Origin of the sequence: Streptococcus halitosis (genome assembly GCF_003143695.2) — a bacterium.
GTDB lineage: Bacteria > Bacillota > Bacilli > Lactobacillales > Streptococcaceae > Streptococcus > Streptococcus halitosis.
Map to the genome: position 1 here is coordinate 1,241,270 of NZ_QEMY02000001.1, position 14,524 is coordinate 1,255,793.

The following is a 14,524-nucleotide window of genomic DNA, read 5'->3' on the forward strand; positions in this document are numbered from 1 at the left end:
TTCACTTGCTTTTTCATTTTTTTGCTGTCTGTGTTATAATGATAAGACAGAGAAAGAAATTTATGAAATTGAGGAGTCTAATATGTTTTCATGGATTGCAAGAGTTATTAAAGGAATCGTCATCGCCTTAGGATTTATCCTACCTGGAATTTCTGGTGGTGTTCTAGCAGCGATTTTGGGGATCTACGAGCGAATGATTGGCTTTCTTGCTCATCCCTTTAAAGATTTTAAAGAGAATGTCCTATACTTTATCCCAGTAGCCATCGGGATGTTGCTAGGTATTGGTTTATTTTCTTATCCGATTGAGTATTTGCTAGAAAATTACCAAGTCTATGTTTTGTGGAGTTTTGCTGGAGCTATCATCGGTACAGTTCCTAGCCTCCTTAGAGAATCTACTCGAGAATCTGATCGTGACAAGGTTGACCTAGCCTGGTTCTGGGCTACCTTTATCCTTTCAGGTCTAGGGCTCTACGCGCTAAACTTTGTTGTTGGTTCTCTCAGCGCCAGTTTCGCTAGTTTCATCTTGGCAGGTGTTCTTTTAGCTCTAGGTGTCTTGGTGCCTGGTTTAAGTCCATCAAATCTACTCTTGATTTTGGGACTGTACGCTCCAATGCTAACTGGCTTTAAGACCTTCGATTTATTTGGTACCTTCCTTCCTATCGGGATTGGTGCAGGAGCAACTCTTATTATCTTTTCAAAATTAATGGACCATGCCTTGAACAACTACCACTCCCGTGTTTATCACTTTATTATTGGAATTGTGCTATCAAGTACCCTCTTGATTTTGATTCCAAATGCTGGAAGTGCTGAAAGTATCCAATACACTGGACTTTCCATCGTAAGCTATGTTCTCATCGCCTTCTTCTTTGCACTTGGCATTTGGCTTGGTATCTGGATGAGTCAATTGGAGGATAAGTATAAATAATGGCAAAGAAAGTTAAGATTAAGAAAACCTTGGTCGAACAAATCTTGACCAAAGCAGGAATTGAGAACACAGGGATTCAAATCAATGCGCTTGAGGGAGAACTTCCTTCGGAATATGATCGAACACATATCTTTAAAACCTTGGCTCTGCTGGGGGACAAGACAGGCCCAATTATCGGAATCGTTCCCATAACAGAACACCTCGCTGAAAAAAAACTAGCAAAGGTTTCTGGTAATAAAAAAGTGAGTATGATTCCACAAAAAGACCTAGAAAAAACGACAGGCTATATTCATGGGGCAAATAACCCCGTCGGCATTCGCCAAAAACACAACTATCCTATTTTTATTGATAAAACAGCTTTAGATTTAGACAAAATAATCGTCTCTGCTGGGGAAGTCGGGCATAGTATCATTATTGCTCCACAGGACTTGGCTAGCTTTGTGAAAGCAGATTTTGCAGATATCTTGGAGGAAAACAACTGATGAAACTCTATTTTGTGCGTCACGGCCGAACTATCTGGAATCTTGAAGGACGTTTCCAAGGTGCCGGAGGGGACTCACCTCTTCTTCCTGAGTCTATTGATACCTTAAAGGTGCTCGGTCAATATCTCAGCAATATTCCTTTCGATGAGATTTATTCAAGTGATTTACCAAGAGCGGTCAAATCTGCTGAAATTATCCAAAGTCAACTCCAGACGCAATGTCCTTTAGAGACTATTCCTGACCTGCGTGAATGGCATCTCGGAAAACTAGAGGGATTAAAAATTGCAACATTAGAGGCCATCTACCCACAACAAATCGAGGCTTTTCGTACAAACTTAGCTAAGTTCGATACAAGAATGTTTGAAGCGGAATCCCTCTACAGTACAACTCAACGTACCATTCAATTTATCAAATCTCTGAAGGGGAGTCAGGCTAAGAGAGTTCTAATCGTTGGTCATGGTGCAAATCTCACTGCTAGTCTTCGTACCCTTCTAGGTTATAAAGAGCCCCTTCTTCGAAAAGATGGTGGTTTAGCAAATGCTAGTCTAACAATTTTAGAAACCGAGGATTTTGAAACTTTCACTCTGGAAAGGTGGAATGACACTTCCTATCAAGGAAAATAATGGAACTTGATCTTAATGGTCAAGTTCTTTTTAGTTTTCAAAGAATATCCGTGAATTTCTTGACTATTTATGATAAAATGGGAGTATCGCAAAAAGACTCATCGTATCAAATTTTGAGTAAAATTAGGAGGATTTCATGTCTACAGAACATATGGAAGAACTAAATGACCAGCAGATCGTTCGCCGTGAAAAAATGGCTGCGCTTCGTGAACAAGGAATTGATCCCTTCGGAAAACGTTTTGAACGTACTGCTAACTCTCAAGAACTAAAAGACAAATTTGCAGAACTCGATAAAGAACAATTACATGAATTAAACGAAACTGCTACTATCGCTGGACGTTTAGTTAGTAAACGTGGTAAAGGTAAAGTCGGCTTCGCCCATCTTCAAGACCGAGAAGGTCAAATCCAAATCTACGTTCGTAAAGATGCTGTTGGTGAAGAAAACTATGAAATCTTTAAGAAGGCTGATCTCGGTGACTTCCTCGGTGTCGAAGGTGAAGTCATGCGTACAGATATGGGAGAGCTCTCTATCAAGGCAACTCACATTACACACTTGTCTAAAGCACTTCGCCCGCTTCCTGAGAAATTCCACGGTTTGACTGACGTTGAAACAATTTATCGTAAACGTTACCTTGACTTGATTTCTAATCGTGAAAGCTTTGAACGTTTTGTCACTCGTTCAAAAATCATCTCTGAAATTCGTCGTTATCTAGATGGACATGATTTTCTTGAAGTGGAAACACCTGTACTTCACAACGAGGCCGGTGGTGCTGCTGCCAAACCATTTATTACACACCACAATGCTCAAAATATTGACATGGTGCTTCGGATAGCTCTAGAACTTCATCTCAAACGTCTAATTGTCGGTGGTATGGAACGCGTCTATGAGATTGGCCGTATCTTCCGTAACGAAGGAATGGATGCAACTCATAATCCTGAATTTACTATGATTGAGGTTTACCAAGCTTATGCCGATTTCCATGATATTATGGATTTGACAGAAGGTATTATCCAGCATGCTGCAAAGGCTGTCAAAGGTGATGGTCCAGTCAACTACCAAGGTACTGAAATCAAAATCAATGAACCATTTAAACGTGTTCACATGGTGGATGCTATCAAAGAAATTACTGGTGTAGACTTCTGGAAAGATATGACTTTCGAGGAAGCCAAAGCTATCGCTGCTGAGAAGAAAGTTCCAGTTGAGAAACACTACACTGAAGTTGGTCACATCATCAATGCCTTCTTTGAAGAATTTGTCGAAGAAACCTTGATCCAACCAACCTTCGTTTATGGGCATCCAGTAGCTGTCTCTCCACTTGCTAAGAAAAACCCTGAAGACGAGCGCTTTACTGACCGTTTTGAGCTCTTTATCATGACTAAGGAGTACGGTAATGCCTATTCTGAGTTGAACGACCCAATCGATCAACTTAGCCGTTTCGAAGCTCAAGCCAAAGCTAAAGAACTTGGGGACGATGAAGCAACAGGTATCGATTACGACTACATCGAGGCTCTTGAATACGGTATGCCACCAACAGGTGGTTTGGGTATCGGTATCGACCGTCTCTGCATGCTCCTCACTGATACAACTACTATCCGTGATGTATTGCTCTTCCCAACAATGAAATAAACTCTTATCCTCTGGTACTTGCCAGAGGATTTTTTGATGCAAAAAGAGATTGAGTTTCTCCTCAATCTCTTTTCTTATTCTTGATTTTTAACTTGACTGGTGGCTACATCTTCCCCAAACCATTTTTGGCTGATTTCCTGGAATTTTCCTTCTTGGTATAGTGAGATAAAGGCTTGGTTCAAAGCGGCTAACAAAGTTTTATCAGCAGGTCTAACACCCACTGCAAAAGCTTCACTTTCAAATCCATCTGAAAAGACATTGTAGTCATTTAATATTCCTTCAGACTGGAGATAATAATTGGCATATACCCGGTCAATCAACAAGGCATCAATCCGATCGTTTTTCAAATCAATTAAGGCTTCATTGAAACTTTGGTATTGATTGGCCTTCTGGTCTTTTACTCGATTCTTGAGTAGTTCGGGTTGTCCTTCAAAATTCAAATAACCAGAAGATCCAGCCTGGGCCCCTAAAACTTTGTCAGTCATATCCTGAACTGAGTGAATATTTTGAGACTTTTTAGAGACCAAAACTTGTTGATTTTCCATGTAAGGAATGGTAAAAGCAACCTTCTCTTTCCGTTCATCTGTAGCTGTATAGCCATTCCAGATGGCATCAATGGTACCATTTTGTAGTTCGGTTTCTTTCATATCCCAGTCGATGGGTTGAAATTTAATCTGAATTCCTAGCTTTTCAGAAACAGCTTGGGCTAGATCAATATCAAAACCCGCATACTGGCCATTCTTTTCCTCAAATCCCATGGGAACAAAGGTATTGTCAAAGCCAATAGTAATGCTTCCCTGCTTCTGATATTTGGCCCAATTATCCTGATTTGGATCACTTGCCTTCTGAGTACAAGCCGTCAGGAAGAAGCTAAAGAACAGAGCAAGTACAAGGGCAATTTTCTTTCTCTTCATAGGCACCTCCTACTCCTACTTTGGATCAACCTTAAGGATCTGATCAGCAATGTTTTCCGCAAACTGAAGATCGTGGGTCACAACAATCTGAGTCATCCCACGCTCTTTATTTTGAAGGATAAGTTTTTCTACTTCTAATCGCAATTCTGGGTCTAAGGCTGATGTAGGCTCATCATATCCAATAATTTCTGGGTTTATCATCATAGCGCGTGCTAAGGCCACCCGTTGTTTTTGCCCACCTGAAAGTGAGAAAGGAAAGGCATCTGCATGCCCAGCTAACCCAAGTTGTTCTAACAAACCACGCGCCTTCTTCTCAGCAATTTCCTTCTCCATGCTCATCGTTTTTATGGGCGACAAGGTTAAGTTATCTAGAACTGACAAATGCGGAAAGAGTTGAAAATCTTGGAAAACAAATCCCAGAAGATTGCGCTTTTCTAGTTCGTCTATAGCTAGCGATACGCCGTTATAGTGGATTTCTCCAGAATCGATGGTTTCCAATCCAGCTAGCATACGTAACAAGGTGGTCTTGCCTCCTCCTGATGGACCTACGATTGCGAGGATTTGCTTTTCAGGAATTGATAGACTGAAATTGGTTAAGATTTGTTTGCCACCAAAGGCCTTGTTGATATTTCGTAATTCTAACATAGCAATCCTCCTATCTGTAATAACTGTACTTCTTCTCAAGTTTTTTCGCTACAATGGTTACAAGACCAATCATGATTAAATAAATTGCTCCAGCTAAAAACATAGGCACAAGGCTGGCATCTCGATTAGCTGCTGTCCGACTTGCCAAAATCAAATCTGAAATCCCCAAAGCATAGACCAAAGAAGTATCCTTGACCAAACTCATAATCTCATTAAAAACACTCGGTAAGACAATCTTTGTAACCTGAGGCAAAATAATATAGCGCACTGTGTCAAAAGGACTAAACTTCAAGACCTTAGCAGCCTCGTACTGCCCTTTTGGAATGGTTTCAATCCCTCCACGAAAGATTTCAGCAAAGTAGGCTGCATAGTTCAATACAAAAGCGATCACAGCAGCAGGCAAACGATCTAAACGTATCCCAATGCTAGGAAGAACATAGTAAATAAAGATTAATTGCAAAAGCAAGGGAGTTCCTCGCATTACCCAAATATAAAGGTCAATGAGATAATGGAGGGGTTTCCAACGGACTTGCAAAGCAAAGGCAACGACAATACCTAAGGGAATTGAAAAAATTAAAACCAGAGCAAAGACTTGAAGTGTCATACTTGCACCGTTTAACAAACTTGGTAATATCTCAAACATATAAGACATACTGCACCTCCTAAAAATAATTGTTCCTATTATAGCATAAATAAACAATTTAGCAAGTCTTTTTGTAAAAAAATTCTATTTTTCAAAAAAAACGTATCTGCCAAATTGACGGATACGTTCTTTTAGAGAGATAACTTTTAAAGTGTTTCTAAGAGTTCTTGCATCTGAACATCATCTGGAACGAGTTTTAAATAAGCTTCAACTTGTATCTTGGCCTCTTCAAAATATCCTAATTCACGCAATAGATAGCTATACTGCTCCAGAAACTCAGGATTATCCTTGAGGTCAGACGATAGTTCCTGATAGAGCTCATAGGCCTTATCTAAATCCTCGATTTCCTGGTAAGAACGGGCAATCATCCACCTAGTCAAGAGATTTTCAGGTTCTTGACTTTGGAGAGCAATGATATCTTCATACCGCTCTTGTTCCATATAAATAGTTGCAAGGCGAAGGAAAATTTCTTCTGTATCCTCTGCATCATCCTTAGCAGTAAGGAGAAACTGCTCTGCAGCACTAGTATCATGCAATTCGTACGAGAACTGAGAAGCAGCTAGTAAGAGCCGAGTCTCAAATGGATTTTTCTCCAGTCCTTTTTTAACGATATGAAGGGCCTCTTCCACCTGATGTTCCTTATGCAAGGCTTGACTATAACCATATTCATATCCTTCAAAATCTGGTGAAATGGTATCAATCTGCTTAAAGTAAAGAACAGATTTTTGATACTCTTCTTGGTCAAAGTAAAGACTAGCCAGTTCAAAGGCAGTTTGGTCATCATATTCTAATTCTAAAGCTTTTTCTAAGAATTCTGTTGCAGCTTCAAACTTACCTAACTGGGCATAAGCATAGCCAATTCGCTGATAAGTTGAGACGCCCGTTTGCTCATAGATAGAGCAATTGTCTAATTGAGCATAACCCTGAATAGCTTCCTGATAGTTCCCTAACTCGCTATCCAATTCAGCCAAACCAAAAACTAATAAGGGATCGTCTGAGTAATTTAAGGCTTCCAGTAACTTTTCTCGTGCTACATCTGTCAATCCTTCCAACTGATAGAGGTCTGCCTTCAAGGCCAAGGCCGATACATACCAGTCACTTTCAGGTTTGATTTCCTCAAGGTAAGCAAAGGCTTCCTCAACATTGCCATCCTCGCTAGCAATGCTAGCTAAGTTCAGATTCACTTCTGGAAATTCTGTAACGATATTTTGGTAAATTTCTTTTGCTTGAGGATAAAAGCCAATTCCCTCTAGATAGCTTGCTAGTTCATAGAGAACCTCACTTGAATCTGTTTCAAGGGCTTTGTGAAAATACTGATCCGCTTTGCTTAAATCTTGGTCATCCAAAGCTTGGAGCATGCGTTGACTATTGTTCACTCTTGATTTCCTCCCCTTCTTCTTCATACAAACCGCTGACTTTTTTATACCAGTTAAAGATAGCTGAGATAACGACCTTAGCAGAGGCATAGACAGGAATTCCCAGCAAAACTCCCCAAATACCGAACATAGACCCTGAAGTTAGGAGAACAAAGAGGACATTGATCGGATGGATATTTAGCTGACTACCTAAAATAAGTGGGGAAACGAAGCGACCCTCAATCGTTTGTTCAACAATAAAGACAATAATTACTTTTAAAAGCATGACAGGTCCTGCAATCAAGCCCAAAACCAAAGCAGGCAACATCGCTAGAAAACTACCCAGGTAAGGTACTAGATTGAGGATACCAGCCGTAATCCCCAGGGTCACAGCATATCTGAGACCAATAATCCTAAAGAAGATAATAAACATAATCGCCACTATAATAGCAACTGTAACCTGTCCTCTAACGTAGTTTGATAACTGTTTATTAACATCTGACAAAACTTGTCCTACTGGTTCCTTTAACTTCGTGGGAATAAACTTAGTCAAATAATCTCGCAAACCTTTCCCATCGCGTAAAAGATAAAAGAGCATGAAAGGTACGATAATGACCGCTACAATAACCTGGGATACACTGCTGACAAAGGCACTCACCCAGTTAACGGCTTGGGAAGAGATTTTGCTCGCCCACATGGTCGCCTCAGTAGAAATATTCGCAAGAACCTGCTCCAATTGCGGTCTAAAATCATCTGGTAAACGTTTGGTTACAAGATCATTGATCACCTTATCAGCGTCTTCCAGGTATGTTGGCACATTCTTCGCAAAATTTAAGATCTGACGTTGCAGATTTGGAATAGCAACAGCCAGCCCCCAAATGATAAAGAGGCCAATTATAACAAAGAGAATACTAATGGCAAGAACACGATTGATTTTGTGTTTCTCCATCCAGTCAACAATCGGATTGAGGAGGTAATAAAGTAAACCAGATAAAATAACTGGCAACATGACAACTCCTAGAAAATCTAAAACTGGTAAAAAAATAAAACTAATCTTACTTAGAATGAAAAGATTCAAGCCCAATAACAAGGTCACCAAGAATACAGTAATAGCTTTATTATCTAAAAACCACTTGAAGAACCAAGATAGGCTAAAATGTTTCTCTTTATGTTCCATAAATACATCCTTTCTGTCATTCTCTCATTATACCATTTTTAGACTAAAATAACTCTTTTTTAAAGTGCTTACATGAATAGACAAAAAGAAAAATCTCCTCTATTGAGGAGATTTATTTAATCTTTAATATGACTTGATAGTTGTTTTTGGTATTCTTCGTTTGATTTTGCTTTTTCTTCAGCAAATTTCTTGCGGAATTCTTCCATTTCTTTACTTGTCACAATCTTATCTTGAATCTTCAGATATTTATAACTGTTTTCACCTGTTTTATCACCGACCCAACCATCTGCTCCTGTTCCTGGGACTTTCTTTGTAACAAGCATTTGGGCACCGTCTGAGTGTACAGGAATAACTAGAGCACTATCTGTCAACCATGCTTGAGCTTTAGCATATTTTGAATAGCGTTTTTCGAGATCTGTTTTCTCACCGTTTGCATCATCAAGTAATTCTTTGTATTTATCCAATCCTACTGCCTTAATGGCTGAACTATCTGATCCTGGTGCAATACCAAGTGCTCCAAGAAGAGTTGGTCCAGATGTTGGATCAAATGCATCAAGATAGGTTGATGGATCTGCATAGTCTGGGCTCCATCCACTGTTTGGATTGATATCCCAGTCGATATTGTCTTTTGAAGTTGCAAGAACGGTCATACTTCCCAATTCATCATCAGAAACTTGTTGGATATCAACCACGACATTTTCAACTCCAAGAGCTTCCTCTATTGATTGTTTATACGATTGAGCTTGACGTACAAAATCTGTTTGAGTAGAGGAAACTGGCAAGTCCAAATGAATAGGGAACTGAACACCGTCAGCTTGAAGAGTTTTCTTAGCCGCTTCAAGTTTAGTTTTAGCTTTATCTACATTATGAAGTGAATCTTGTGCATCATCTAGGCTAACATCGCTCCAAGCAGTATCCAACTTGTCAAGTTCTGCTTTTGTTACTTGACCAAAAGATTGATCTCCAATTTGAACAAATGTTGGAGGTGTAAAGCTAGTACGTAATTTACGAGGGGCAACTTCATCACCAAATACTTGAGAGACAGCAGCCTTACGATCTGCTCCAAAAGCCAAGGCTTGGCGGAAATCTTTGTTCAACAAAGCTTTCTTAGTAGATGTCTTTTCTTCGTCCGTTGTTTTAGAAGTATGGTTATAGGCTACACGGTCAATATTAGTTGAAATGTAGTAGCTACCTCCTCTTTGTTGACCATACACAATGTTGTCTTTGTATTTTTCTTTGAATCGCTCATAGTTTGCAGAATTCTTAAAGAGCGGAGCTGCTGGGTAGTGGCCTTCATCAAAACCACGACCAAGAGAGTCTGCATCTTGACCATCAAAGAAGGTCAATTTTATATCATCAATGAAGACATTTCCTTTATCCCAATAGTTTTGGTTTTTTGTCATCTCGATTGAAGATTTCGATGTGAGACCTTTCAGAAGGTAAGGACCATTGTATAGAATACTTGTAACATCAGTAGGTTTACCAAAATCATCCCCTTTAGAGGCTAAAAAGTCTTCATTGATTGGTGCTAAAACACCCATCGTTGTCTTGGAATTCCAGAAAGATTCAGGATTATTAAGCGTATAAACGAGTGTATAATCATCTGTCGCCTTAATTCCAACAGTAGAAAAATCATTTGTTTTCCCGTTAATATAATCATCCAACCCTTTGATTGAATCCTGTACGAGATAGAGGGCTTGTGATTTCTTAGCGACAGCATGTTTCAAACCTGTCACGAAATCCTGAGCCTTTACTTCACCATATTCTTCGCCTTCATTAGTGTACCACTTAATCCCTTTTCGGATTTTATAGGTGTAAGTCAAACCATCTTTAGAAACACTCCAGTCCTCTGCTACAGACGGTACAAGATTTCCATATTGGTCATTCTCAAGCAAACCATCGATGACATTCCCAGTCACCTGTTTGGTACTGGAATTTCCAGAAACTGTGTAGTCCAAAGTTGCGGGATCCGATGAGAAGACATAAGTATAAGTCACAGGTTGGTTGGCATTTTTACCACCAGACGAACAAGCTGCTAGTAGTGCTGAGGACAACACTGCTACTGCAGCCGTTAGAAAAATACGTTTTTTCATAAGGCACTCCTTTAAATCAAATATATGATTATTATATCACTTTGATTTTTGAAAGCAAGGTAAAAACTAAATAAATCTCCCTAAGGTGTTTTCTGTAATTTTCAAAAAATGATGAAAGTCAGTTAAGAATTTCATTTTGTGGTATAATAAATTTATCATTATTAAGAGGTATGGACATGAAAGAAACTGTTTATTTTGGAACTTACACTCGTCGCTTATCTAAAGGGATTTACAAAGCTGATTTTAATACAGAAACAGGCCAGCTTGCAAACCTTGAACTCTTTGCTGCTGAACCAAGTCCGACCTACCTTGCCTTTGACCAACAGCAACATTTATACACCGTAGGGAGCCAGGATGGCTTGGGTGGAATCGCTGCTTACAAGACAGATGGCACTTTGTTAAATCATGTGGTGGAAGAAGGCGCTCCTCATTGTTATGTGGCAGTAGATGAAAAACGTAATCTCGTTTATGGGGCCAACTATCATAAAGGTCAAGTTCTAGTTTATAAACGTCAAACAGATGGTAGCCTCATCCAAACAGATCTGGATCAGCATAGCGGACAAGGCCCTCATGAAAACCAAGCTTCCCCACATGTACACTTTACGGATCTAACACCTGACCAGTATCTCGTTACATGTGATCTAGGCACGGATGAAGTAACAACCTATGATGTTAGTCCAGAAGGAAAACTAAATAAACTCTACACTTATAACAGCCAAGCTGGGGCAGGTGCTCGCCACATCGTTTTCCATCATCATTATAAGATTGCCTACCTCATCTGTGAACTCAACAGTACCATTGAAGTCTTGATTTACGATGGTGTTGGTGAATTTGAACGCATGCAAGTCATTTCGACTTTGCCAGTTGGATATGAGGGATTTAATGCTACTGCCGCCATTCGTCTTTCAAAAGATGGTAAATATCTCTATGCATCCAACCGAGGTCATGATTCCATTGCTGTATTTAGCATCCTAGCTGATGGTAGTCTGGAGTTATTAGAAATTGTGCCCAGCCACGGACAAAATCCGCGCGATTTCAATCTTACTCCTGACCAAGAATTTCTAATTGCAGTTCACCAAGATTCAGATAATGCAACCGTCTTTAAACGTAATCCCGAAACTGGTCGATTAGCTGAGCTTTCTAACGATTTCCAAGTTCCCGAAGCCGTTTGCATCACATTTAAACATTAATGTAAAATAAAAATGAACTTGCTTAAGCAAGTTCATTTTTATTTTATAGTTTATTTCCGACATTGATACGGTTAATGGCACGTTGTAAAGCAACCTTAGCTCGCCGTTCTTGGTCAATCAAGTGTTTATCTTGTGCTTCTTCAATCTCACGTTCAGCACGAAGTTTAGCACGTTGGGCACGGCTAATATCGATATCACGAGCACGTTCTGCTGAGTCTGCTACAATAGTAATGATGTCATTGGCAATCTCGATAATTCCTCCGTTCACTGCAATCCAGTTCACATGAGTATCGTCATCGATTCGTTTTACCTTTACTTCATCAACCGCTAAAACCGCAATCATATTTTCATGTCGTGGCAAGATCCCCATCTCACCATCCAGAGTTCGTACCGATACAAAGCTGGCATGGTGATCATAGACGAGGCCATCTGGTGTCACGATCTGGACAGTTAAATGAGCCATAGATCACCTCTTAAAATCCCATTTTCTCAGCCTTAGCAATGACGTCTTCGATTGAACCGACACCACGGAAGGCATCTTCCGGTAGATGGTCATGTTTTCCTTCAAGGATTTCCTTAAAGCCGCGAACTGTTTCCGCTACTGGTACATAAGAACCAGGTTGACCAGTAAATTGTTCGGCAACGTTGAAGTTTTGAGACAAGAAGAACTGGATACGACGGGCACGAGCAACCAAAGTCTTTTCTTCATCAGAGAGTTCATCCATACCAAGGATAGCAATGATATCTTGCAATTCATGGTAACGTTGAAGGACACGTTTGACTTCAGCAGCAACTGCATAGTGCTCCTCACCAACAATCTCAGGTGCCAAGGCACGAGAGCTTGAAGCAAGTGGGTCAACGGCTGGGTAAATCCCCAACTGTACCAACTTACGTTCCAAGTTAGTTGTTGAATCCAAGTGAGCGAAGGCCGTTGCTGGCGCAGGGTCAGTATAGTCATCCGCTGGCACATAGATAGCCTGGATAGAAGTTACAGAACCCTTCTTAGTTGAAGTGATACGCTCTTGCAATTGACCCATTTCCGTAGCAAGGGTTGGTTGGTAACCAACGGCTGAAGGCATCCGACCCAAAAGGGCAGATACTTCTGAACCAGCTTGGGTGAAACGGAAGATATTATCGATAAAGAGAAGCACATCTTGGCCTTCTACATCACGGAAATATTCGGCGATTGTCAAGCCAGTAAGGGCAACACGCATACGTGCTCCAGGTGGTTCATTCATCTGACCAAATACCATGGCTGTTTTCTCGATAACACCTGATTCTTTCATTTCCCAGTAAAGGTCGTTCCCTTCACGAGTACGTTCCCCAACACCGGTAAATACTGAAATACCACCGTGTTCTTGGGCAATATTGTGAATCAATTCTTGAATCAAGACGGTTTTACCAACTCCGGCACCACCGAAAAGTCCAACTTTACCACCTTTTAGGTAAGGGGCAAGAAGGTCGATAACCTTGATCCCTGTTTCCAAGATTTCAGATGAGGTAGACAATTCATCAAAAGTTGGAGCTTTCTTATGAATTGGCTGACGCTCAGCGTCTTCAGCGAAAGGAGCATCCAAGTCGATGGTATCTCCCAAAACGTTGAAGACACGTCCCAAAGTTTCTTTACCTACTGGAACAGAGATTGGACGGCCTGTGTCCAAAACTTCCATACCACGAGTCAAACCATCTGTTGATTCCATGGCGATGGTACGAACCATACCATCACCTAACTCCAAGGCTACTTCAAGGACGATTTTTGTTTTTCTTTCGTCATTTTTGTAGACGACAAGTGCATTATTAATCTCAGGAAGTGTTTCCCCTGCTGCGAACAAGACGTCGACAACGGGTCCAATAACCTGAGCAATTTTACCTGAACTCATCTCCTTCTCCTATTCTATATAAGATACTGTCGGTTCCTAGTTCAACTAGGGCCTAAGTTCATTTTGATATGAGGGAGGCAAAGCCTTATTCTAAGGCACTAGCCCCCGCTACAATTTCTGTAATTTCTTGTGTAATCGCCGCCTGTCTGGCACGGTTATACTGGATTGTCAAATCATTGATGACTTTCTTGGCATTATCAGTCGCCGTTTGCATGGCTGTCATACCTGCAGCATTCTCAGCTGTCTTGGCATCAATGATAGCCCCGTATATCATACTTTCTGCAAACTGAGGTAACAACTGCTCTAGAATCTCATCACGACTCGTTTCCAACTCAAATGTCAAGCTATACTCTTCATCCGCTTCATTTGGATCTAAGTCAACGATTGGAAGCATTTGTTCTACACGCATTTGACTTGTGAGAGTATTGACATGATGATTGTAGCAGACGTATAATTCATCAAAAAGTTCGTTTTGATACATTTCAATCGTTTTTGAAATAATTTTACGAACTTCATCAAAACTAGGTTGATCTGCCAAGCCACGTAGTTCATAGATTGGCTGAATACCACGAGCCTTAAAGAAATCAGCTCCCATCCCACCGATACAGATGATCTCAAAACCTTTACCATCTGGATGGTATTCATCTTTCAACTCCATAACGGCTTTAAGGATGGAAGCATTATAACCTCCAACCAAGCCACGGTCTGAAGTGATAACGATATAGCCTGTTTTCTTAACTGGGCGACTGATGAGCATCGGATTAGTTGAACCACCAGATCCGTTACCATGCAGAATATCCGTCAAAAGCTTACGAACTTTCTGAGCGTAAACTTGGAAGTTGCGCGCTGCTTCTTCAGAGCGACCTAGTTTAGCAGCCGATACCATTTGCATGGCATTAGTGATTTGACTAGTATTTTTTGTTGAGGCGATTTTTGTTTTAATATCATTTAGAGATACTGCCATCTGACA

At 40.4% G+C, this 14,524-nt stretch carries 14 protein-coding genes; 5 read left to right on the forward strand and 9 right to left on the reverse strand.

Annotated elements, in window-relative coordinates; all coding sequences use genetic code 11:
• The first annotated feature begins 67 nt into the window (after positions 1-67).
• From DB729_RS06160 to lysS, 4 genes are all read left to right on the forward strand, one after another.
• Entirely contained in the window at positions 68-925 is an 858-nt protein-coding gene (locus tag DB729_RS06160; RefSeq protein WP_483025167.1) for a DUF368 domain-containing protein, read from the forward strand.
• Positions 925-1,407, forward strand: a complete 483-nt coding sequence (locus DB729_RS06165; protein ID WP_109289974.1) for an aminoacyl-tRNA deacylase — start codon at positions 925-927, stop codon at positions 1,405-1,407. The genes DB729_RS06160 and DB729_RS06165 overlap by 1 nt, the downstream gene beginning before the upstream one ends.
• On the forward strand, positions 1,407-2,030 hold the full coding sequence (locus DB729_RS06170) for a histidine phosphatase family protein (protein ID WP_109289973.1): 624 nt from the start codon (positions 1,407-1,409) through the stop codon (positions 2,028-2,030). Before DB729_RS06165 ends, DB729_RS06170 begins: the two co-directional genes overlap by 1 nt.
• A 136-nt stretch (positions 2,031-2,166) precedes the next feature.
• Positions 2,167-3,657: a lysine--tRNA ligase gene (gene lysS, locus DB729_RS06175; protein WP_109289972.1), complete on the forward strand. Its 1,491-nt coding sequence runs from the start codon at positions 2,167-2,169 to the stop codon at positions 3,655-3,657.
• A gap of 74 nt (positions 3,658-3,731) precedes the next feature.
• Here the strand turns inward: lysS and DB729_RS06180 are convergent, their stop codons facing one another.
• From DB729_RS06180 to DB729_RS06205, 6 genes are all read right to left on the reverse strand, one after another.
• Entirely contained in the window at positions 3,732-4,571 is an 840-nt protein-coding gene (locus DB729_RS06180) for an amino acid ABC transporter substrate-binding protein (RefSeq protein WP_109289971.1), read from the reverse strand.
• Between the two features lie 15 nt (positions 4,572-4,586).
• Positions 4,587-5,216, reverse strand: a complete 630-nt coding sequence (locus tag DB729_RS06185; RefSeq protein ID WP_109289970.1) for an amino acid ABC transporter ATP-binding protein — start codon at positions 5,214-5,216, stop codon at positions 4,587-4,589.
• 10 nt (positions 5,217-5,226) lie between these two features.
• A complete protein-coding gene (locus tag DB729_RS06190) occupies positions 5,227-5,868 on the reverse strand; it encodes an amino acid ABC transporter permease (RefSeq protein ID WP_000121156.1) in 642 nt (213 codons plus the stop codon).
• 137 nt (positions 5,869-6,005) lie between these two features.
• On the reverse strand, positions 6,006-7,235 hold the full coding sequence (locus DB729_RS06195; RefSeq protein WP_165442228.1) for a tetratricopeptide repeat protein: 1,230 nt from the start codon (positions 7,233-7,235) through the stop codon (positions 6,006-6,008).
• Complete coding sequence (locus DB729_RS06200; RefSeq protein ID WP_109289969.1) at positions 7,225-8,391, reverse strand: AI-2E family transporter; 1,167 nt, start codon at positions 8,389-8,391, stop codon at positions 7,225-7,227. The genes DB729_RS06195 and DB729_RS06200 overlap by 11 nt, the downstream gene beginning before the upstream one ends.
• A 116-nt stretch (positions 8,392-8,507) precedes the next feature.
• Entirely contained in the window at positions 8,508-10,484 is a 1,977-nt protein-coding gene (locus DB729_RS06205; RefSeq protein WP_109289968.1) for a peptide ABC transporter substrate-binding protein, read from the reverse strand.
• A gap of 176 nt (positions 10,485-10,660) precedes the next feature.
• Here DB729_RS06205 and DB729_RS06210 point away from each other — a divergent pair, with 176 nt between their 5' ends.
• Positions 10,661-11,674, forward strand: coding sequence for a lactonase family protein (locus DB729_RS06210; RefSeq protein ID WP_084851923.1), 1,014 nt, complete (start codon positions 10,661-10,663; stop codon positions 11,672-11,674).
• 43 nt (positions 11,675-11,717) lie between these two features.
• Here DB729_RS06210 and DB729_RS06215 read toward each other — a convergent pair whose 3' ends face one another.
• The 3 genes from DB729_RS06215 to DB729_RS06225 form a co-directional block, all read right to left on the reverse strand.
• Positions 11,718-12,137: a F0F1 ATP synthase subunit epsilon gene (locus tag DB729_RS06215; protein WP_000940837.1), complete on the reverse strand. Its 420-nt coding sequence runs from the start codon at positions 12,135-12,137 to the stop codon at positions 11,718-11,720.
• A 10-nt stretch (positions 12,138-12,147) separates the two neighbouring features.
• On the reverse strand, positions 12,148-13,554 hold the full coding sequence (atpD, locus tag DB729_RS06220; RefSeq protein WP_000094371.1) for a F0F1 ATP synthase subunit beta: 1,407 nt from the start codon (positions 13,552-13,554) through the stop codon (positions 12,148-12,150).
• Positions 13,555-13,639: 85 nt separating this feature from the next.
• Positions 13,640-14,518 carry a F0F1 ATP synthase subunit gamma gene (locus DB729_RS06225; RefSeq protein WP_000301227.1) on the reverse strand — a complete coding sequence of 293 codons (879 nt, stop codon included), beginning with the start codon at positions 14,516-14,518 and terminating at the stop codon, positions 13,640-13,642.
• Positions 14,519-14,524 lie beyond the last annotated feature (6 nt).